General features: G+C 61.2%; 19 protein-coding genes. 10 read left to right on the forward strand and 9 right to left on the reverse strand.

The window, feature by feature from the left end:
* Positions 1-111 precede the first annotated feature (111 nt).
* The 6 genes from KIO76_RS20625 to KIO76_RS20650 form a co-directional block, all read right to left on the reverse strand.
* The gene (locus tag KIO76_RS20625) at positions 112-1,311 is read right to left on the reverse strand and encodes an ABC transporter substrate-binding protein (RefSeq protein ID WP_213325480.1); all 1,200 of its coding nucleotides are present in this window, start codon (positions 1,309-1,311) and stop codon (positions 112-114) included.
* Between the two features lie 139 nt (positions 1,312-1,450).
* Complete coding sequence (locus tag KIO76_RS20630; RefSeq protein ID WP_213325481.1) at positions 1,451-2,230, reverse strand: SDR family oxidoreductase; 780 nt, start codon at positions 2,228-2,230, stop codon at positions 1,451-1,453.
* Between the two features lie 77 nt (positions 2,231-2,307).
* The gene (locus tag KIO76_RS20635) at positions 2,308-3,117 is read right to left on the reverse strand and encodes an enoyl-CoA hydratase-related protein (protein WP_249729987.1); all 810 of its coding nucleotides are present in this window, start codon (positions 3,115-3,117) and stop codon (positions 2,308-2,310) included.
* Positions 3,117-4,319 (reverse strand): 3-oxoadipyl-CoA thiolase, encoded by a 1,203-nt coding sequence (pcaF, locus tag KIO76_RS20640; protein ID WP_213325482.1) that lies wholly within the window; start codon positions 4,317-4,319, stop codon positions 3,117-3,119. Before pcaF ends, KIO76_RS20635 begins: the two co-directional genes overlap by 1 nt.
* 74 nt (positions 4,320-4,393) lie before the next feature.
* On the reverse strand, positions 4,394-5,203 hold the full coding sequence (locus KIO76_RS20645; protein WP_213325483.1) for an enoyl-CoA hydratase/isomerase family protein: 810 nt from the start codon (positions 5,201-5,203) through the stop codon (positions 4,394-4,396).
* Positions 5,200-6,732, reverse strand: coding sequence for a class I adenylate-forming enzyme family protein (locus tag KIO76_RS20650; RefSeq protein WP_213325484.1), 1,533 nt, complete (start codon positions 6,730-6,732; stop codon positions 5,200-5,202). Before KIO76_RS20650 ends, KIO76_RS20645 begins: the two co-directional genes overlap by 4 nt.
* A gap of 135 nt (positions 6,733-6,867) precedes the next feature.
* Here KIO76_RS20650 and KIO76_RS20655 point away from each other — a divergent pair, with 135 nt between their 5' ends.
* Positions 6,868-7,680, forward strand: a complete 813-nt coding sequence (locus tag KIO76_RS20655; RefSeq protein WP_249729988.1) for an IclR family transcriptional regulator — start codon at positions 6,868-6,870, stop codon at positions 7,678-7,680.
* On the opposite strand, the gene KIO76_RS20660 is transcribed toward KIO76_RS20655, so the two are convergent.
* Positions 7,629-9,128, reverse strand: a complete 1,500-nt coding sequence (locus KIO76_RS20660; RefSeq protein WP_213325485.1) for a 3-hydroxyacyl-CoA dehydrogenase — start codon at positions 9,126-9,128, stop codon at positions 7,629-7,631. The two genes, KIO76_RS20655 and KIO76_RS20660, sit on opposite strands and share 52 nt — an antisense overlap.
* A 254-nt stretch (positions 9,129-9,382) precedes the next feature.
* Between KIO76_RS20660 and paaG the strand changes: the two genes are divergently transcribed.
* Entirely contained in the window at positions 9,383-10,180 is a 798-nt protein-coding gene (paaG, locus tag KIO76_RS20665; protein WP_502761898.1) for a 2-(1,2-epoxy-1,2-dihydrophenyl)acetyl-CoA isomerase PaaG, read from the forward strand.
* A gap of 176 nt (positions 10,181-10,356) precedes the next feature.
* Here the strand turns inward: paaG and KIO76_RS20670 are convergent, their stop codons facing one another.
* The gene (locus KIO76_RS20670; protein WP_213325486.1) at positions 10,357-11,337 is read right to left on the reverse strand and encodes a LacI family DNA-binding transcriptional regulator; all 981 of its coding nucleotides are present in this window, start codon (positions 11,335-11,337) and stop codon (positions 10,357-10,359) included.
* 153 nt (positions 11,338-11,490) lie between these two features.
* Between KIO76_RS20670 and KIO76_RS20675 the strand changes: the two genes are divergently transcribed.
* The 8 genes from KIO76_RS20675 (at position 11,491) to KIO76_RS20710 (ending at position 18,917) form a co-directional block, all read left to right on the forward strand.
* Positions 11,491-12,447, forward strand: a complete 957-nt coding sequence (locus tag KIO76_RS20675; protein WP_213325487.1) for a DUF6772 family protein — start codon at positions 11,491-11,493, stop codon at positions 12,445-12,447.
* Between the two features lie 11 nt (positions 12,448-12,458).
* A complete protein-coding gene (locus KIO76_RS20680; protein ID WP_213325488.1) occupies positions 12,459-12,803 on the forward strand; it encodes a hypothetical protein in 345 nt (114 codons plus the stop codon).
* A 49-nt stretch (positions 12,804-12,852) separates the two neighbouring features.
* Positions 12,853-14,145 carry an ABC transporter substrate-binding protein gene (locus tag KIO76_RS20685; RefSeq protein ID WP_213325489.1) on the forward strand — a complete coding sequence of 431 codons (1,293 nt, stop codon included), beginning with the start codon at positions 12,853-12,855 and terminating at the stop codon, positions 14,143-14,145.
* A gap of 86 nt (positions 14,146-14,231) precedes the next feature.
* The gene (locus KIO76_RS20690) at positions 14,232-15,101 is read left to right on the forward strand and encodes a carbohydrate ABC transporter permease (protein ID WP_213325490.1); all 870 of its coding nucleotides are present in this window, start codon (positions 14,232-14,234) and stop codon (positions 15,099-15,101) included.
* Positions 15,094-15,921: a carbohydrate ABC transporter permease gene (locus KIO76_RS20695; protein WP_213325491.1), complete on the forward strand. Its 828-nt coding sequence runs from the start codon at positions 15,094-15,096 to the stop codon at positions 15,919-15,921. Before KIO76_RS20690 ends, KIO76_RS20695 begins: the two co-directional genes overlap by 8 nt.
* Before the next feature lie 6 nt (positions 15,922-15,927).
* A complete protein-coding gene (locus tag KIO76_RS20700) occupies positions 15,928-16,737 on the forward strand; it encodes an SDR family NAD(P)-dependent oxidoreductase (protein ID WP_213325492.1) in 810 nt (269 codons plus the stop codon).
* Entirely contained in the window at positions 16,737-17,270 is a 534-nt protein-coding gene (locus KIO76_RS20705; protein WP_213325493.1) for a cupin domain-containing protein, read from the forward strand. The genes KIO76_RS20700 and KIO76_RS20705 overlap by 1 nt, the downstream gene beginning before the upstream one ends.
* Positions 17,271-17,282: 12 nt before the next feature.
* Positions 17,283-18,917, forward strand: coding sequence for a GMC family oxidoreductase (locus KIO76_RS20710; protein ID WP_213325494.1), 1,635 nt, complete (start codon positions 17,283-17,285; stop codon positions 18,915-18,917).
* 7 nt (positions 18,918-18,924) lie between these two features.
* Here KIO76_RS20710 and KIO76_RS20715 read toward each other — a convergent pair whose 3' ends face one another.
* Complete coding sequence (locus KIO76_RS20715; RefSeq protein ID WP_213325495.1) at positions 18,925-19,626, reverse strand: MOSC domain-containing protein; 702 nt, start codon at positions 19,624-19,626, stop codon at positions 18,925-18,927.
* Positions 19,627-19,700: the final 74 nt, after the last annotated feature.

Consider the following 19,700-nt stretch of genomic DNA (forward strand, 5'->3'; position numbering starts at 1 on the left):
AAAGTGCGAGACCAGGGGAGAGGGCCGGCCTCGCTCAGGACGCGACGCACCATTAACGTGCGCGCGATGGCGCTCCATTGACGATCGGAGGCCGTTGATCCCTCGTGTCTCCTATTTGGCGACGAGAGGACATTCGCTCTGAGAAAGCGGACGAAATGCCTCATCTCCCGGGACTGTGCGCAGGATCTTGTAATAGTCCCATGGGCCCTTGGATTCGCTCGGGCTCTTCACCTGCGCGAGATACATATCGTGGACCATGCGGCCGTCGTCGCGGATCTTGCCATTCTTCGCAAAGAAATCATTCACGGGAGTAGCCTTCATCTGCGCGACGACCTTGTCAGCCGCATCCGTGCCAGCCGCCTCGATCGCCTTCAGATAATGCATGATTGCCGAATACACGCCCGCCTGGGACATCGTCGGCATCGCTCCATGGCGCTTGAAGAACCGTTGAGACCATGCGCGGGTCTCATCATTCTGGTCCCAATAAAACCCCGTGGTGAGATACAGCCCTTGCGCGGACGGCAGGCCGATCGCGTGAATATCCGTCAAGAAAATAGCCAGCCCCGCGATCTTCGCCTTCTGCGTCAGGCCGAATTCCTGCGCCTGCTTGAGAGAATTGATCGTATCACTGCCCCCGTTGGCGAGCGCGATCACATCAGCGCCGCTGCTGGGCGCCTGGAGCAGGAAGGACGAGAAATCGGCGGTGTTGAGCGGATGCTGCACGCCTCCGACGACCTTGCCGCCGCTTTCTTCGACGACACGCGCCACATCAGCCTTCATCGTATGGCCGAAGGCATAGTCGGCCGTCAGGAAGAACCAAGACTTGCCGCCTTCCTGCACGATCGCCTTCGCAGTGCTGACGGCGGCCGCATAGGTATCCCAGGTCCAATGGATCCCGTTCGGGGAGCAGGCCTTGTTGGTCAGATCCGCCGTGCCGGCGCCTGAGACGATCAGCACTCGGTTCTTCTCTCGGGCAAGCTGCTGCACTGCAAGCACGACTGACGAATTCGGGACGTCGATGATCATGTCGACCCCCTCGGTATCGTACCAGCGGCGCGCCGTCTGGGCACCAATATCCGCCTTGTTCTGGTGGTCAGCGCTCACGAGCTCTACCGGCTTACCACCGATGCGGTTGCCGAAATCCTCGATCGCCATCTGAGCGGCAACGACCGAGCCCTTCCCTGCGAGGGACGAGAACACCCCGGTCTGGTCGGTCAGAACGCCGATCTTGACGGAGTTATCAGACATCTGGGCCATCGCTGCCGAAGCCGAGCAGGCTGCGGCGAACAGGCCAAGGCACACTTTCTTCATGAATTCCTCTCCCCGTCGTTCCTCACGGCAAGCGCGAGTTGGTTTTCATTATTGGCCGCAGAGTGCCAGAAACTGGCTGCCGTTTTGCAAAAAGCTTTTCCGCAGTGCAGAAGGATGCTCCGCGACGTGGACGTTGGGCTCACAGGAGACTGCGCACCAAGCCGCCGTCCACCGCGATATTCTGCGCGGTGATGTAATCGGCATGTCGCGAGCACAGAAATGCGCAGAGCGGTCCGAAATCTTCGGCAGTGCCGAGCCTCCCGGCTGGCACTGAAGCGGCCATCTGCGCGGACGCCTCCGCTTCTGAAATCTGATCGCGCGAGGCGCGGGCTCTTATGACGCGGTCGAGGGCGCCGGTCGCCATGAGACCTGGCAGAATGTTGTTCACGGTCACGCCCTTGCCGATGACTTCGCGGGCAAGCGTAGCCATCGCCCCGGTGAGACCGGCACGAACGCCATTAGCCAGCGCCATGTTGGGATAGGGCTCCTTCACGGCAAAGGAAGTGATGTTGACGATCCGGCCGAAACCGGTCTCGATCATGCCGGGCAACAGCAGCCGCGCGGCTTCGATCGCGGCCAGCATGTTCACCTCGAGCGCCTTGCGCCAGGTCTCGAGCTGGTGGTCGGTGAACTGCCCGGTCGGCGGGCCGCCGGCATTGGTGACGAGAATGCGAATGGGACCGATCTGTTCCTGCGCCTCCGCGATCAGGCGCCCAGGCTGATCCGCATCCGACACATCTCCCTGTACGAAGACCGCGCCGTTTCCGATCCGGGCGACCGCCGCCTTCCCCTCTTCGGCGTTGCGACCATTGATCGCGAGCCTTACACCCGCATCGCTGAGATGATGCGCGCAGGCAAAGCCGAGGCCTTTCGTTCCGCCCAGGACAAGAGCAGTTTGACCTGCAATTCCGAGATCCATGGCGTTGTCTCCAAACTATCCGTGTGACGATGGTACCGCGCAGTCGTTGAACCCAACGACAACACTAGGCGGTCCGCTCAGGCGCCGGTGTAATGGGGCGGGCGCTTTTCGAGAAACGCGCGCATGCCCTCGTTCTTGTCACTGGTGGCGAAGAGGACCTGTAGGGCCTTGCGCTCCAACGCCAGCGCCGCACCAAGTGACGCGTCCTGCCCCTGCAGGATAACCTCCTTGATTTGGGCGAGCGCGATCGGCGGCAACTTTGTCATCTGCTCTGCCATCTTCATGGCTGTCGCAAAAACCTCTTCATCGGCAACGAGCTTGCTGACGAGGCCCATCGCATAAGCTTCCTGCGCGTCGATGATCTCACCTGTCAGGCAAAGGCGCATCGCCTGGAACTTGCCAACGGCGCGCGTCAGGCGCTGGGTACCACCCGCGCCGGGCATTATCCCGACCCGGACCTCCGGCTGACCGAGTTTGGCGCTGCGCCCGGCGATGATGATGTCCGCATGCATGGCAAGTTCGAGTCCCCCGCCCAGCGCAAAGCCGTTCACCGCCGCGATGACCGGTTGCGGGCAACGACCAATCGCCTCCCACAGCCGTTCGTTGTGGCGAAGATACATATCGACGGCGCCGATTTCAGCCATGTCTTGGATATCGGCTCCGGCTGCGAAGCTTGTTTCGTCGCCGGTTAGGACAACACATCGCAGGAGGCTGTCGTCGGCGAACTCCTCAAAGATTTCAGCGAGCTTCCGACGCACTGACATATTGAGAGCATTGCGCACTTGCGGCCGATTGATACGGACCACCGCGACGGCATCGCTCACGCGCTCAAGGATCACTTCCGAATTCATGGGAAGACCCACGGATGGATTCGCGGATTTGTCCATCACGCCTTCTCCATCACGAGGGCGATCCCTTGACCGACGCCGATGCACATGCTGCACAGGGCACGCTTGGCCCCGCGCTCCTGCAGTTCCACCGCGGCGGTCAACGCGAGCCGGGCGCCGGACATCCCCAGTGGGTGCCCGAGCGCAATCGCGCCTCCGTTCGGATTGACGTGCTCGGCGTCGTCCGGCAGGCCGAGTTCGCGTAGACACGCGAGTGCCTGCGCGGCAAATGCCTCGTTGAGCTCGACCACATCCATGTCCGAAATTTGAAGCCCCAGACGCTCCATAAGCTTGCGGCTTGCCGGCACGGGCCCCATTCCCATGATCCGTGCCTCGACGCCCGCCGTCGCCAGCCCCACCACCCTGACAAGGGGCGTCAGACCATAGCGAGCCACCGCAGCGCCGGATGCAACTATCAACGCGGCGGCTCCGTCATTGACACCCGACGCATTGCCCGCTGTGACACTCCCTCCTTTACGAAAAGGTGTCGGAAGCTGTGCGAGCTTTTCGACCGTCGTCTCGCGGGGATGCTCGTCCGTGTCGACGACGATCGGCTCACCTTTTCGCTGCGGAATCGCAACGGGCACGATCTCTCGCCCGAAGCGTCCGGATTTCTGAGCCCGCGCGGCACGTTGCTGGCTGCGTGCGGCGAAGGCATCCTGATCCTCGCGTAAGATCGCGAACTGCTCGGCCACGTTCTCAGCGGTCTCCGGCATGGAATCGATGCCACAACGCTCTCTTAGTGCCGGATTGACGAAACGCCACCCGATCGTTGTGTCGAAGACCTCGGCGGAGCGGGAGAAGGGGGAGCTGGCCTTGCCCATCACGAAAGGAGCTCGCGTCATGGATTCGACGCCACCAGCGATGATCACCTCCGCCTCGCCCGCCCGGATCGCCCGGGCCGCTTGCCCCACGGCGTCTAGACCGGAGCCGCACAGCCTGTTGATGGTTGTGGCTGGCACGGTGTCGGGCAGTCCGGAAAGGAGCACACCCATGCGAGCCACGTTGCGGTTGTCTTCACCCGCCTGATTGGCGCAGCCCATGATGACATCATCGATCGCCCCGGCCGGCAGTCCGGGCGCGCGCGTCATCAATTCGCGCAGAACAAGCCCCGCCATGTCGTCGGGCCGCACGGCCGCCAACGCACCACCATAACGACCAATGGGGGTCCGCACGCCCGTGCAGATGAACGCATCCGTCATGTAGCGATCTCCTTGGGGCATTCTCGAGCGAGCCGGGCACGGTTCGGCCTCGAGGATATGCCGTCAGCCTTGAATTAGAGTGGGCAATCCTTGGTGAAGTTGGGTCTACGCTTCTCGCGCAGCGACGCCAGCCCTTCACGCACATCCGGCCCTTTAAAGCCCATGAACTCAAGGGCGAGTGACGTATCGAAAGTAGGCCCTGCCATCCGCAGCCAGTTGTTCAGTGCATATTTCGTCCAACGGATCGCAGTCGGTGAGCCGGACGCCAGTTTCTTTGCGACCTGGAGCGCTTTCTCATGCAGTTCCGCGTCGTCGACGCACAAGGAGACAAGACCGATTCGCTCCGCTTCTTCGCCGCTCACCGGCTCACAAAGCAACAGATAGTATTTCGACTTGGCGAGCCCGCAGAGGAGAGGCCAGACGATCGCGGCATGATCACCGGCAGCAACGCCGAGCCGCGTATGTCCATCGATAATGCGCGCGGAACGTGCGGCGATCGAGATGTCTGCCAGCAACCCTGCGACAAGGCCCGCTCCAACTGCCGGCCCCTGCATCGCGGAGACAATGGGTTTGGAGCAATTCACGAGATTGTAGACGAGATCGCGCGCTTCCTTCCATACACGGGTCAACGTGTGGAAATCCTCAGTCATCTCCTTGACGAGATCGAGATCGCCGCCTGACGAGAAGGCCTCACCCGCGCCGCGGATAATGACAGCCGAGACTTCAGGATCTGCATCGATGTCCCGCCATATGCGTACCAACTCTCCATGCATGATCTCATCGGCCGAGTTCAGGCGTCCGGGATTGTCCATCGTAATGCGCAGGATACGCTCTTCGGGCCAATCGAATTTCAGACGGCTATAGCTGGCGTAGGGGCTCGTCATATCTTCTTCTCCCGGTCCTTCCAGTAGGGCTCACGCAGGAAGTTCTTCTGAATCTTGCCGATGGGTGTCTTGGGAAATTCCTGCACGAACTTCACGACCCTGGGTCGCTTGAACCGGGCGAGACGCTCTGCGCAGTGGGCGACGAGATCATCCTCCGTCACCGACCCACCCGTTCTGATCTGGATATAAGCGGCCGGCACCTCACCCCACTTCTCGTCGGGAATTCCAAAGACGGCGCATTCCGCCACCGATGGATGCTCATAGAGCACGTTCTCGATCTCCTTCGGATAGACGTTCTCTCCCCCCGAGATGATCATGTCCTTCGACCTGTCGACGAGAGTAACGAACCCGTCCTCATCCACAGTCGCCAGATCGCCTGTCCATCCCCAGCCATTCCGGAAGAAATTCGCCGTTTGTTCAGGTTCGTTATAGTATTCGATCATGACGTTCTCGCCTCGGGAGACCAGTTCGCCAATTTCGCCTGCCTTAACTGGGTTGCCTTCTCGATCCACCACAGCAAGGTCGATGTTATAGGCCTGGCGCCCGACCGAGCCGAGCTTGGCAGGTAGGTTCCAATGCCGCAGCACAGTGAGAACGCCAACCTCCGACTGCCCGTAGATCTGCGTCAGCTTCAACGCCGGCAATTTGGCGAGCAGATCCCGCTGCACCCAGTCCGGCATCGGCGCTCCCGCGAACGAGAGCTTCGTCCAGGTCTTGAAATTGTCAGCGTCGAAGGCCGGATCGCTGATCACCATGCTTGCCTGGGTCGGCACCATGAATGCCGCTGTCATGCCGGTTGCGCGCGCCATGGCCGCGAAATCCGCGACATTCCATTTTGAAAGGAAGGTGCTTGTCGCACCTGCCAAGACAGCCGGCTGGAACATGATATTGAGCGCGGCCACGTGGAACAAGGGCGTGACGATTCCAACCACATCGCGCTCGTCAATCGCCTCCTCCACCATCACCGTATGAGCCGTGATCATGCGGTTGCGATGGCTTGTCAGAACGCCTTTCGGGCGGCCGGTGGTGCCTCCGGTATAGGTCATGCTGAAAGGTTCGTCCTCGTGGATTTCCACCTTCGGACAATCGGGGGCGCCGCTGGCGAGGACTTTCTCGAAGTCCACCGCCCCTTCAGTGCGGCCGCCGACGCAGATGTAGGTCCGGATCTTCGGCAACGATGCTCGCACAGCCGCAATCTTTTCAGCAAAGACATGCTCGAAGATCAGGATTTCGACATCTGCCTTGTCGAGCACGTACTGCAGCTCTTCCGGCGCGTAGAGCACGGAGATATTGACAAGCACACCGCCCGAGCGGGCGGCACCGAAGAATGTGATGCCGTATTCGGTGCGGTTCCGACTGATGATCCCGACCTTTCGCCCCTTCGCCAGGCCAAGGCCGATCAGGGCGTTGGCCAGCCTGTTGGCGGCGAGATCAAGGTCCTGATAGCTCAGTGAGGTCCCCTGCCAGAGGATGGCAGGCTTCCTGGGAAAACGTTCGGCTGAGCGACGTAGCATGTCACCGGTCAGCATCCATTTCCTCCCTTTGCGAATGGAGCGGCGTGTCGCCTGCGTTACGAAGGTTGCGTGGACTCTCTCCGAGAGAGGTGATATTCGCAATGTATAATTGCGAAAAGCCTTTCCGCACAGCGGAATAGTCGAGGAGCGATGATGCAGCGCGAGGACCGACAATTCGTCGACGCATTCGCGAGGGGACTGGCTATACTTGAAGCCCTTTCGCGCGAACAACGACCGCTCAATAACGGCGAGCTTTCACGCGCAACAGGCCTGCCGCCTTCCACCGTCAGCCGCCTCACTCACACCGCGATGGCGCTTGGTTATCTGCGCTTCAGCCAGTCGAAGCGTGCCTATGAACTAACCCCGAAGAACCTCACCCTCGGCTACCCGGTCTTGGCCGGGATGACATTGCTTGACCGAGCGCGGCCCCTGCTCAAACAACTGTCGGAGGAGACCGGCGAAACGGTGGGTCTTGTCATTCGCGATGGCTTACATGTGACCTTCGTCGAGGTGGTGCAGGGCTCCGAGCTCGTCGCGGTTCGTCTTGCGACGGGCGGACGCTTGCCCATTGCCGTCTCAGCAGCCGGCATTGCTATCCTCGCCGCCATGCCGGATCGCGATAGGCGCATTCTCGCCACACGCGTGCGGGCCCATCTCGCCAAGCGCGGCGGGAACGTGGAGACGTTCAACGCCAAGCTCGTAGAGGCCACGGAACTCGGCATCTGCTTTATTCGTGACGCCTGGCGGCGCGGGATCGGCGGTATCGCCATGGGGCTTGAGAACAATGGAGAAATGGCTGCGATCACCATTCCCATCGCAACGGGCAGCGTCAGCGAGATGGACATGCACGGCCGCCTCGCCGACGCCCTGAGGGCAACGATTGACCTCTTGCGCGGAACGGCCGGCGGCGCTCACTCCGTCCAGACCGGAACGCCCAGCGAGGCCCGGCGGCGCAGCCACTGACTGGGACGGTAACGGTCATCCCCGGTGAGGGCCTGCAGCGTTGTGAGAATCGCTAGGATGTTGCGAGCGCCGCAGGATTCCACGAATTCAAGCGGACCTTGCGGGTAATTGAGCCCAAGTCGCATCGCCTTGTCGATATCGCGCGGAGCCGCCAGTCCGGCCTGGGCCATTTCGCACCCCAGATTGGCAACCATCGCGACGATCCGCTGGGCGATGAAGCCCGGCGAGTCAGCAATCGCCGTGACTGACCGACCACGCGCGATGAGTGTATCGATTATGGCCTGCCGCATCGCCAGATCGCTGCCCGGCGCAGTCATCACGGTGACCCGCTTTGACGTGTCGAAGCTCAAATCAAGCGCAATCAGCCGGCGGGCGTCGACGCCGTGGCGTGTCGCAAACGCGGTCGCATCCTCACCGAGCGGCGCACAAAGCAACGGCGAAGTGCCATCGTCGCTTGCCAAGCACCTCAAGCCAAGCTCGTCAGCGAACTTCACGAGGCGATCGCAACGCTCCACCAGGACAACTTGCGCCGGCGCTCCGCCGGCGCTGGTCGCGTCCGCGGACGGCTTCCCCGCATGTGATCCATAAGCATAAAACCCCCGCCCCGTCTTTCGGCCAAGCTGGCCCGTTTCCATGAGATAGCGATGATAAGGCGTCGAGCGCAGGCGCGGATCGCCGAAGAAGCTCTCATGAACAAAGCGCGTGACAGGAAAGTTCACGTCGATGCCGGTCAGGTCCATCAGCTCGAATGGCCCCATTCGGAACCCGCAGCAGTCGCGCATCACTGCGTCGATTTCAGCGGGAGAAGCGATGTTCTCATGAAGAATGGCGAGCGCCTCCGTTGCGTAAGCGCGCCCCCCTAAGTTGACGAGAAAGCCGGGCGTATCGCGCACCAGAACAGGCTCACGCCCAAGACGCCTTCCAAGGTCGGTTAGGGCTGCGACGACGACGTCCGTCGTCTCCGGCCCGGGAATGACCTCCACCAGCCGCATCAAAGGAACCGGATTGAAGAAATGCAACCCGCCGACGCGCCCGCGGTGTCGAAGCCCCGCCGCGATAGCACCGATAGGCAGCGAGGACGTATTCGAGGCGAGGATCGTATCCTGACCAACAATATCCTCGAGGGCCTTGAACAAGGAACGCTTCGCTTCGAGATTCTCGACAATGGCCTCGATAACCACGTTGCAGTCTGCGAGCGCAGCGAGGACATCCACGGCGACGACGCAGCTGATGCTGGCCTCGGCCTCTTCCGTCTTCAGCTTGCCTTCATCGACGCGCTTGCGCAGACGCCTTGCAATATCGCCCCGCGCTGCCTCGGCGGCACCCGCTCGGGTATCGAAGAGGCGCACCTCAACCCCCGCTGCCGAAGCGACCTGGGCGATCCCTGAGCCCATAGCGCCCGCCCCGACAATGCCCAGTATCAGTCGCGATTCCATTATAGTCGCCATCGGCGTTGTCCTCTCCTGGCAGCAGCAACGACCTCCGCCAGTGACCATCGCGTGGCGAGCGATGGCGGAAGTCTTCGCGGATGATCGTTTGTGAATGATGCTGAAATGACCGCGGCCGAGATCGAGGGTCAAGCAGTTTTGCGGAAAACTCTTTCGCACTGCGGAACAATTAGTCTGCCTGGCGGCCACGTGTTCGCTAGGATGATGCATGCGGGCCGGACCTGGCCTCCGTTCATCATTAGTCGGGATCGACCATGCCCCCTCACGAGACTGGGCTGAGCCAGAGTGAAAGTGCACCCGTTCTCATGGGCAAGGGCGAGGGCTATCGTATCCTCACGCTGAACAGGCCATCGCGCCTCAATGCCTTCAATGTCGCGATGCACGAGGCGCTGCGTACAGCTCTCGACGAGGCGGAAGCGGACGACGAATGCAAGGCGCTGATCCTGACGGGGGCCGGCCGGGGCTTTTGCACGGGTCAGGATCTCGCGGACCGTATTCCCCCCGACGGTACGGTGCCGGATCTCGGCGACAGCCTCGAGCGCTACTACAATCCGCTCGTGCGACGATTACGCGCGTTCCGCTGCCCTGTGATCGCCGCCGTCAATGGCGTGGCGGCCGGGGCCGGTGCGAATATCGCGCTGGCCTGCGACATCGTCATCGCCGCGCGCTCGGCGCGCTTCCTCGAACTCTTTACCAATCTCGGCCTCGTCCCCGATTGTGGCGGCACCTGGATTCTTCCGCGTCTGATCGGTCCGGCCAGAGCGACAGCGACCATGCTTCTTGCCACGCCGGTGTCCGCCGAACAGGCTGCAGCATGGGGTCTTGTCTGGAAAATCTGCGAGGATGAAGACCTTGCGACCGAAGCCCGAGCCATCGCAGCTCTTCTCGCAAGAAAACCATCTCTTGGAATAACGCTCACCAAGCAGGCACTTGGGGCAGCTGGCACAAACAGCTTGTCCGCCCAGCTCGATCTGGAACGCGATCTGCAGCGGCAGGCTGGGTTGGAGCCAGGCTATGTCGAGCGGGTCAAGGCATTCCTGGCGAAACGCTGAAGTTCACTCGGAGCGATGGGCGATATCCGGCTTGTGATCAGACCCCCGAGAGTTCCCCACGGACACGACTACCGATCCCAACGACCCGGCCATTATGCTCCAAGACCAGGCGAGCCGAGGCCGGGCCCCGGCGACCGCATTCTTGCCCGTCTGTAAGTTCCGCACCATCATCCCAATCAGGTACTCTCCCGGATCACGATCGAAAAGCCGAGGTCGAGTTGCACCGCACCCTTCTCCGCGGAACTCAGCCGCGCGAGAACCCGCTCCGCCGCCCGTTGTCCGATCTCGCGCGCTCGCACCTGCACCGTGGTCAGGGCCGGCACGAGCACTTGCGCAACGGGCAAATCGGAAAAGCCCATGACCGCGATCCGAGTGGGGACCGCAATCCCGCGACGCTGGCACTCAAGGAGCACCCCCATGGCGATCATGTCGTTGCTGCAGAACACGGCATCGACATCGGGCGCGATGGCGAGCAGTCGCCCGAGCGCTTCGCAGCCAGCGAGAACCGAGGATGGCGACGGCGAGGGGATCCGGACGACGGATGGTGGACCGAGCCCGGCCGCTGACACCTCTGCGGAAAAGCCCTTCAAGCGGGCGCCTGAGCGTAGGTCCATACCGCCGATGAAGGCGAGACGCTTCCGATCCCGGTCGATGAGATGGCGCGCGGCCGCTCCGGCCGCGTCTTCATTCGAAAAGCCAACCAACATGTCAATCGGACGGGGGCCGAGCTCCCAGGTTTCAACGACCGGAATACGGGCCGCTTTAATGCGCTTCCGCAGAGCGGCATTCCGGGTAAGGCCCGTGAGTACGAGCCCATCGACCCGACGGCCGATGAATGTCTCCACCAACTCGGCCAGACGTTTTTCATCATACCACGTCTGCCCGAGCAGCAACTGATACCTGTTCTCCGTAAGAACTGTGGATAAGCCGTCTATAGTCTCGGAAAATATTGAGTTCGTAATCGTTGGAACCACCGCCGCGATAATCTTCGAACGATTTCCCGCCAAGCTGCCCGCGGTCAGGTTGGGCGTATAGCCAAGGCGGCCGGCAACGCGTCGCACGCGCTCGACGGTATCGGCGCTGACAATGCCTGGCTGGTTAAAAACGCGCGAAACGGTGGCGAGCGATACGCCAGCCTCCCGTGCAATGTCTTCCATTCTTAGAACCGGTGAGTCGTGCATGCGCGAATTTTGACCTTCAACTGTTGGACCGACTGTAGCCCATCCCCGACACCTCTGCCACGGCTTGACAAATGGTACGGCTTTTCATAGCAATGAAAGCGCTTTCATACCCATGCCGCGTGAGATACGATGCTAGACGGGCACCAACTAACTGATAAGACGCTTGAATTGGCGTTGAGCCGTGCAATTCGCCGTAGCGATCCGCTGCTGAGCCGGTTCAATCCTCTGCCGCGCATCCTCTTCGTCAACGACTTCGATGACGGCAGCCATGGCTGGTGCGAACTTAGCGGCAACCACGACAACAATCTCGACAGCCTGCGTCGCATGGCGCGCGATTTGCGCCCTCCCCAGCTCAGCAGCCTTACGTTCTTCGACACCGGCACGCACGGCTCGATCGACGGAACCTACGCATTGAAGCTCGCGACGCGGCCGCGTGCCAACCACATGAGTCAGGCAATCAAACGCTTTACCTATGTGAAACGCGGACTTGTACAGTTCGAGATGTACTTCACGTTCAAAGCCGAAACCATCTTTAATCAACCGAAAGTCGGCGAAAGAGCTTGGGATGGCAACTTCCATCCTTCCGCGTCTCAGTTCGGCGACTTCACAATCAGCAATGACGTCGGCGAGGGTGAAAATGGCGAGCGTTATCATTGCGCGCTACGTTACCAGAATACTGATCATGCCGGAAAGCTTATCCAGCGATGGCAGTACAAGACCTCCGTCCAGCCGACGACCATGATGGAAAAGCAGGGCCTGGCGCAATCGCCGGAAGACTATCACGTCTGCCATCCCGACGATTGGGAGCCGATACCAGGCGGTCATCAGCCGCTTTGCTACAATGAGATTCCTACAAAAACGAACTGGCACTACCTGCGATGGGTCTTCGATACGGAGAAGCGCGCCAATACTGAATTGCAAGTCAATGATCTGACGATGGACCTCCGTGATTTGCCGGTCCCGCGTTACGACCATCCCTATTGGGGCTGCGAGCGGTTGCTGAACTTCTGTCTCGATGTACGAACACACTGCAACGTGCGGAATTTTCTCTGGGTCGATTCCGTCGTGGCGTCGGTGGATTGGTGAGGAGCGCCGCGATGAAGCGATCATTCACTGCTGTTATCGAACAGGGCAACACCTACGGCTCGCACTTCGAGACCGAGCCCTACGAGGCCGGCTGGGCGACCGAGGCTCGCTGGTTCCTGCGTATTCAGGATGCCCCAGAGGACGCTGGCTCCGTTCTGATCCGTCCAGAAATATCCCCAGACGGACTTCTGTGGCTCGCCGATGAAGGCCCTACCCAGCGGATCGATGCGAGGGCGGGTGAAGCCATCACCTTTGTGCAACGTGAGTTTGGAAACTGGCTGCGACTCAAGATCGGATTCGAGGAGAAGGGCGAACGCTCCGCCAAGTTTCTGATTTATCTGGTGCTCAAGGAATAGAGCACCGTCGGGCTGATCGTGTATACCGCTATCCAAGGGGAGGAGATCTATGAAATTCCGTCTCGGTTCTATGCTCGTCGCTTGCGCAGTATTGCTCGGCGCAACGGGAGCGCCATTCGCTCAGGAAAAGAAACCTGAGGTTACCCTAACGATCTTGTCGCACAAGGTGCACGAGAACGTGGCGCGCGGCCTCGTACCGGGCACAACCGGAGGCGATATCGCCGGCGAGTGGGCCGCGCGCAACAATGTCAAGCTCAACTGGATCACGGCCGACATTGACCCGATGCATGACCGGTTGCTGCGCGAGCTTTCGTTGCGCTCGACGTCGATTGATCTGGTCCTTATCATCAATAAATACGCCACCCCCAAGATGAGCCGGCTGCTCGAGCCGCTCGATCCCTGGAACGAGAAAGCGCCCATCGAGGATTTTGCCGGCATCCCATCCAATCTCCGTGCTGCGTTGACCTATGATGGGAAGATGTTCGCCATTCCTTTCCGGCACGCGACCACCGGCCTTCACTATAATGAAAGCCTCTTCAAGGAACGGGGACTCACCCATCCTCCGCGCACACCAGCCGAAGTTCTCGAGTTCGCACGCAAGCTGACCTTCACGCGCGACGATGGCACCAAGGTGAACGGCCTTGCGGTACCGGCCGGAGCGGGCCCGTTCGCTGTTCTGTCTATCCTTAACATGTTCGGCGCCGAACTGATTGATCAAGATCGGAATGTCAAAGCGGGCAGCCCGGAGATGGTCAACGCCCTGCGCACAATGAATCAGCTATACAAGGAAGGTGTTCTCCCTTCAAACTATGCGACCCTTGGTATTGATGAAGTCATCACCGGTGTTCAGAACGGCCAAGTCGGCATCGATTTCGATCCATTCGCGCGGTATACGACCTATAACGATCCAAAGAAGTCGAAATTCGCGGGGCATATAAAGGTCATTCCCATTCCGGCCGATCCCGCGTCAGGGAAGGATGTAGTCGCAATGACGGAGATCTGGTCCTTTGCGATCCCCAAGAATTCGACCCATAAGGAACTCGCATGGAGCCTCGTCCAGGAGTTGTCGAGCCCAGCCAATACGATCCGCGCAGCTTTGAACGGCAACGGGCCGGTTCGGCCCGCGGCGTATCAAGACAAGCGGCTGAAGGAGCTTCTGCCATATACGCAGGAGGAAGCACTTGCGATTTCCGAGGCCGTGACCATTCCCTCCTCCTATGACGCCTCTACGCAGGTCAACTTGATCTTCATGGAGGAATCCCAAGCAGCGGTTCTCGGCTTGAAAACGCCTGAAGAAGCGGCCGCTTCCATGCAGAAGCGGATCACTCCGCTTGTGAAATAGGACCAAGGCATCATACCGGTCGGCGGAAGAGGCGCACCTTGACGCTTCTTTCGCCCGCTGCCCCTGCTGCTTCCGGATCTTTTCTGATGAAGGCACTCAACCTGTCTGCACTTGGACTGCTCGCGCCGGTGCATCTACTTCTTCTCGCTGTCATCGCGGTGCCCTCCCTCGCTGTCTTCTGGCTGAGCCTCAACGCTTCAACCTACGGCGTCTCCCCTGAGTTCGTTGGGTTCGCCAACTATTGGACAGTGCTGACGGACGGTTATTTCTGGCGCTCTGCACTCAATACATTCGTTGTTGTCAATGTCGTCGTCTACGCCGAAATTCTCCTCGGGCTTGGACTTGCGCTACTATTTGTCGGGAAGGTGCCCTGTCGGAATCTCCTCTTCGCGATCATCCTCATGCCCTACGCTGTCTCTGAGGTGGTTGGAGTCCTCGCCTGGAAAATTCTGATGAACCCGAGTTACGGCGCGATCAGCCGTACGCTCGCGGAAATCGGGCTCAGCCTCAACTGGAGCGCGTCCCCAACCCAAGGCTTGGCGCTCGTCTCCATCATAAGCATCTGGCATCATCTCCCATTCACCTTCTTGCTGCTCTATGCCGCGTTGCTTGCCATTCCCCGCTCCCTCTATGAAGCCGCGAGTATCGATGGGGCGGGCACTCTGCAGACTTTCGTCCGCATAACACTTCCGTTGCTCGTACCGGCCTTGCTCATCACCGTTATTTTCCGGCTCGTCTTTGCGTTCCGCATGTTTTCCGAAGTGTGGCTCCTGACGAAGGGCGGACCAGCGCGGTTAACCGAGGTGCTTGCGGTGTATCTCTACCAGGGCGCGTTCCGCAACGGCGACTTCGGGACGGCATCTGCCACCGGCTGGCTCATGGTGCTGAGCTCTCTCGGCGTTGCGTCGTTCTATCTCTATCAAATGCATCGGCGGATCGCGGGTGGCCATGCGTAAATTTGCTTTATCGACAGCGCGATACTTCGCCATACTGATGTTTCTGGTCTGGTCCGCCGGGCCCATCCTGTTCATTATCATCTCCTCACTCAAACCGCAGACGGAGATGTTCGCTTATCCTCCCTCCCTGATCTTCCAGCCGACATTCGAGCACTATGTGACGCTCTGGAACGAGTGGGACGCATTCTTCGCGACGATGCGCAACAGCCTGATCGTCGCCGTGGGGGCCACGCTGCTTGCTGTCTTCGTGAGCTTCCTTGGTGGCTATGTCTATTCCCGCTACTCCGGACGGCTCCTTGGTGCCAGCGCGATCTACATGATCGCGATCCGCTTGCTTCCCCCTATCGTCGTCACCCTGCCTCTCTTTCCCATCGTCGACGCGCTCGGTCTCAGCGACACCCACATCATCCTCATTCTGCTCTATGCCGCCTTCTGGGTTTCGCTGTGCACAATGATCATCAAGACATTCATCGATGAGGTCCCGCGCGAACTCGACGAGGCGGCATTCGTCGATGGCGCCTCGCAGCTGCAAACAATCGCGCGGGTCATCTTCCCGCTCGCGCGTCAGGGAATCATGGCGAGTGCGATATTCGTCTTCGTTTTTTCCTGGAATGAATATCTGTTCGCGCTGATCTTCACCACACAGCATGCCAAGACAGCACCGCTCGTCATCAGCGAGGTCATGGATGCGATCTATGGAACAGATTGGGGCGTTCTCTTCGCGGGCGTGACCGTTCAACTTCTCCCGGTCGTTCTTTTGGTGATGCTGGCGCAACGTTTGCTTGTCGCGGGATTGACCGCCGGCTCCGTGAAAGGCTGAGATCTGATGCCCACCACCCTGCCCTCAATCGAGAACGATATTCCCTCAACGCCTGCCGCCGCGATCTACCCCAGGCTGCGTGACAGGACAGCCATCGTCACCGGCGGAGCGACCGGAATTGGGGCGGCGATCGTCCTGCGGCTCGCCGAGCAAGGTGTCCGAACCGGCTTTCTCGACATCGACGCTGACAAGGGCGCGCGCACTGCCGCCGTGATCGGCGAGCGCACCGGCATCCAGGTTCGGTTCCGGCATTGCGACATCACAGACATCGCTGCGCTGCGCAGCGCAATCACCTGGCTTCAGAACGATCTCGGCGACATCAGCATTCTGGTCAATAACGCAGCGAACGACGAGCGCCGTGGCGTCGCAGATATCGAACCCGATGATTTCGACACGAGCCTCGCCGTGAACCTGCGACACCAGTTCTTCGCGGCGCAAGCGGTGCGCGTGGGTATGGCGCGTCTCGGCCATGGCGCTATCATCAATATCGGCTCCCATGCCTGGTACCTGGGAGCGCCTTCCATGAGCCTGTATCTGATGGCCAAGGCCGGGGTCGCCGGCCTCACGAAGGCGCTCGCGCGTGAACTTGGGCCGGAGGGCATCCGTGTCAACCACGTCGTGCCCGGCTGGGTCCTGACCGAGCGGCAGCGGCGCTTGTGGTGGAGCGAGGAAGCCGACGCCCGCCGGCGGCAGAACCAGTGCATCCCGACGGAGATCGAAGCAAGCGATGTCGCGGAGATGGTGGTGTATCTCGCCTCCGACGCCGCTCGCGCGTGCACCAACCAGAGCTATTTCGTGGACGGCGGGAGAAACTGATGGCCGCCTACCGCCGCATCGTGACCGGCAACAACGCAGCAGGGCGCTCGGAAATCCAGCATGATGGGACCCCGCCAGCCGTTCTGGCGACGCCGGGGGGCGGACAGATCATCGAGCTGTGGCGAACGCGCTCTCCCTGCGAGCCGGGGGCCAGCATCGCCGCGACGGATGCAGAGCCGGTCGCCTTCGCGCCTGCCCCGGAAGCGACATCCTGCCGGGTGGTGCGCATTCCCCCCGACAGCAAACGCTGGGGTGGCGGGCTCGCGTCCGCAGATCTCTTCGCGGCCATGGGCGCGAGCGGCGCCCGAAGCGGCGATCCGGCCCGTCATCCCGGCATGCATGTGACGCCAACAATCGACTACGTCTGCGTCCTCCGTGGGGAAATCATCGCCGTCATGGAGGACAGCGAGACCCGTCTCATGCCCGGCGACATCCTGGTGCAACGCGCAACCGTCCATGCCTGGAAGAACGAGACCGACGACTATGCCGAGATGTTCGTGGTGATGATCGGCATCCCCCCCGAGACGCGTTAGGCGCAGGCTCCGATGCAAATACCTGATGAAGTCGACTATATCGTCGTCGGCGCGGGCGCGGCGGGCTGCATCGTGGCCAGCCGGCTTGCGGAAGACGGGCGCGCTTCTGTCTGCCTCATCGAAGCAGGTGGGCGGGACAGCAACCCATGGGTCAAAGTACCAATCGGCTATGCCCGGCTGATGAATAATCCAAAGGTCAACTGGGGCTATAGCACCCAACCTGAGGCAGGTCTGAACGGGCGGGAGATCCGCTGGCCGCGTGGGAAGCTGCTCGGTGGGTCGGCAAGCATCAACGGCCTCGTATTCCTGCGCGGATCCCCCGGCGATTTCGATCTCTGGGAGAACGCCGGCGCCCGCGGCTGGTCCTATGCGGATGTGCTGCCTGCCTTCGAAAAGCTTGAGCGCTGCCTTTATCCGGGGGCGGAGGAAGGGCGGCACGGCTTCAACGGGCCGATACCCGTTGCGATAGCCAAGCGCCCCTCCGCGGTGGCGCAAGCCTTCGTGAAGGCCGCGCTCGAACTCGGCTATTCCTATAATCCCGATTTCAATGGCCAGTCACTCGCGGGAGCGGGCTTCCTGCCGTTCAATGTCGAGCGGGGCAGGCGTCACACCTCCGCCGCGACGTATCTTCGACCCGCCATGCGCCACGGCGCCAAAATACATCTGCAACTGAATACGCTCGTCCACCGCGTCATTTTCGAGGACCGCCGTGCAACCGGCGTGGTGATCGCGCCGCAGGGAGCCGGCGCAGGCCGCATCCTGCGCGCTCGGCGCGAGGTCATTCTCTGCGGCGGCGCTGTTAATTCACCCCAACTGCTGATGCTTTCGGGAATTGGCGACGCGCAGGCGTTGTCGGCGCTCGGCATCGCGCCGGTCATCCATTCACCGCAGGTCGGCCGCGGGCTGCAGGACCATCTCATGGCGCGCTTCGCCTTTCGCTGCACGCGCGCGGTCACCTTGAACGACATCATGCGCAATCCCTTCCGTATCGCCGGGATGGGTGCGCGCTATGCGCTGAGCGGGACGGGCCCCATGGCCATTTCGGCCGCGGAGGCGAGCCTGTTCGTGCCGACGCAGGCTCAACCGAAACACATCCCGCCTTCCGGAGATCCCGCCCTCCAGTTCCAAGTCGCCAATTTCAGCCTCGATAGCTACGAGACGGGTCTGCACCCCTTCCCCGGCTTTGTCTACAGCGCCTGCGTCTGCAGGCCGGACAGCAGGGGCGAGGTCACGTTGGCGTCGTCTGACCCGCATGAAAAGCCGCTTATAGCGGCCAACTATCTTTCCGAAACGTATGACCAAAAAGCGATGATCGAGGGTTTTCGCATCGGTCGGAAACTGGCCGGGACGCGGGCGCTCTCGCCATGGATCGCGGAGGAACTGAAGCCCGGACGCCAAGTGCGCACCGACGAGAGCCTCATCGCCTACATCAGGGAAACCGCCTCGACGACCTTCCATCCCTGCGGCACCGTCGCCATGGGGGGCGAACAGGCTCCACTCGATCCCAGCCTGAGGGTCCGCGGGGTCGAGGGCCTTCGCGTGATTGATGCCGCCGTCATGCCGATCATCCCGTCCACCAATATTCATGCGGCAACATTGATGGTGGCCGAAAGGGGTAGCGCGATCGTCCGCAGCAACGGGCCGTGATCATGCTTTATTCCGTTCGGGCAGGCGCCGCGCCAAAGAGGCGCGATGTCCAGTCCTCCACCGCGCGCGTCGAGAGGCGGCGCTCGGCAAGCCGCCGCCAGCTGTCCGGCAGGCCCGGCAGATCGGCCATCGCGGTCAACTCCTCTTCATCGAGCGGCGTGACATACAACAGCCGCCACAGCCGCCTTATCGTCCATTCTGGCAAGTGGCGGTCGAGTAGGACGAGGCTGTCGCCCGGTTTGACAACGCCAGTCTCGATGACGCGATAATACCAGCCCGTCCTGCCGCTCGTCTGCACGCGCAACGCCATGTCGTCGACGCCGAAGCGGACATTGAGCTTCCAGCAGGGCTGGCGTCCCTGCGACACCTCCACCACGGCGCTGCCCAGCCGAAACACGTCGCCAATGGCCACCGTCGCCTCATCAAGGCCCGTGATCGAGAGGTTCTCGCCGAAGGCACCGGGCCGGGCGAGAAGGGCACCGTTCCCGATCTCCGCGCGCCAGGCCGCGTAATGCTCGAAGGGATAGTGGTGAACGGCCTTGTCCGGCCCGCCATGATGCCGGCGATCCCCCTGCGCGTCACCTTCAAAGCCTTCGAAGCCCAGCCGCAGCGGGCCGTCCACCGGGCGCTTGTCGATGCCGCTCGACGTCCCGGTCTGCCCGAGTGGGTGGACGGAGCCAACGAGCAAGTTTTCGAGACGCAACATCATGGTCGGAACCCATCCATTCACCGCCACACGATAGCCGCGCCATCCGTAGCGGTCACCTGCGGCTTAGCCTTTGG

Origin of the sequence: Chelatococcus sp. YT9, from assembly GCF_018398315.1 — a bacterium.
Lineage (GTDB): Bacteria > Pseudomonadota > Alphaproteobacteria > Rhizobiales > Beijerinckiaceae > Chelatococcus.

Excerpts from the sequence above, each read along its gene's own strand:
- KIO76_RS20625 (WP_213325480.1), bottom strand. The coding sequence starts at position 1,311 with ATGAAGAAAGTGTGCCTTGGCCTGTTCGCCGCAGCCTGCTCGGCTTCG.
- KIO76_RS20630 (WP_213325481.1), bottom strand. The coding sequence starts at position 2,230 with ATGGATCTCGGAATTGCAGGTCAAACTGCTCTTGTCCTGGGCGGAACG.
- KIO76_RS20635 (WP_249729987.1), bottom strand. The coding sequence starts at position 3,117 with ATGGACAAATCCGCGAATCCATCCGTGGGTCTTCCCATGAATTCGGAA.
- pcaF (WP_213325482.1), bottom strand. The coding sequence starts at position 4,319 with ATGACGGATGCGTTCATCTGCACGGGCGTGCGGACCCCCATTGGTCGT.
- KIO76_RS20645 (WP_213325483.1), bottom strand. The coding sequence starts at position 5,203 with ATGACGAGCCCCTACGCCAGCTATAGCCGTCTGAAATTCGATTGGCCC.
- KIO76_RS20650 (WP_213325484.1), bottom strand. The coding sequence starts at position 6,732 with ATGCTGACCGGTGACATGCTACGTCGCTCAGCCGAACGTTTTCCCAGG.
- KIO76_RS20655 (WP_249729988.1), top strand. The coding sequence starts at position 6,868 with ATGATGCAGCGCGAGGACCGACAATTCGTCGACGCATTCGCGAGGGGA.
- KIO76_RS20660 (WP_213325485.1), bottom strand. The coding sequence starts at position 9,128 with ATGGCGACTATAATGGAATCGCGACTGATACTGGGCATTGTCGGGGCG.
- paaG (WP_502761898.1), top strand. The coding sequence starts at position 9,383 with ATGCCCCCTCACGAGACTGGGCTGAGCCAGAGTGAAAGTGCACCCGTT.
- KIO76_RS20670 (WP_213325486.1), bottom strand. The coding sequence starts at position 11,337 with ATGGAAGACATTGCACGGGAGGCTGGCGTATCGCTCGCCACCGTTTCG.
- KIO76_RS20675 (WP_213325487.1), top strand. The coding sequence starts at position 11,491 with ATGCTAGACGGGCACCAACTAACTGATAAGACGCTTGAATTGGCGTTG.
- KIO76_RS20680 (WP_213325488.1), top strand. The coding sequence starts at position 12,459 with ATGAAGCGATCATTCACTGCTGTTATCGAACAGGGCAACACCTACGGC.
- KIO76_RS20685 (WP_213325489.1), top strand. The coding sequence starts at position 12,853 with ATGAAATTCCGTCTCGGTTCTATGCTCGTCGCTTGCGCAGTATTGCTC.
- KIO76_RS20690 (WP_213325490.1), top strand. The coding sequence starts at position 14,232 with ATGAAGGCACTCAACCTGTCTGCACTTGGACTGCTCGCGCCGGTGCAT.
- KIO76_RS20695 (WP_213325491.1), top strand. The coding sequence starts at position 15,094 with ATGCGTAAATTTGCTTTATCGACAGCGCGATACTTCGCCATACTGATG.
- KIO76_RS20700 (WP_213325492.1), top strand. The coding sequence starts at position 15,928 with ATGCCCACCACCCTGCCCTCAATCGAGAACGATATTCCCTCAACGCCT.
- KIO76_RS20705 (WP_213325493.1), top strand. The coding sequence starts at position 16,737 with ATGGCCGCCTACCGCCGCATCGTGACCGGCAACAACGCAGCAGGGCGC.
- KIO76_RS20710 (WP_213325494.1), top strand. The coding sequence starts at position 17,283 with ATGCAAATACCTGATGAAGTCGACTATATCGTCGTCGGCGCGGGCGCG.
- KIO76_RS20715 (WP_213325495.1), bottom strand. The coding sequence starts at position 19,626 with ATGATGTTGCGTCTCGAAAACTTGCTCGTTGGCTCCGTCCACCCACTC.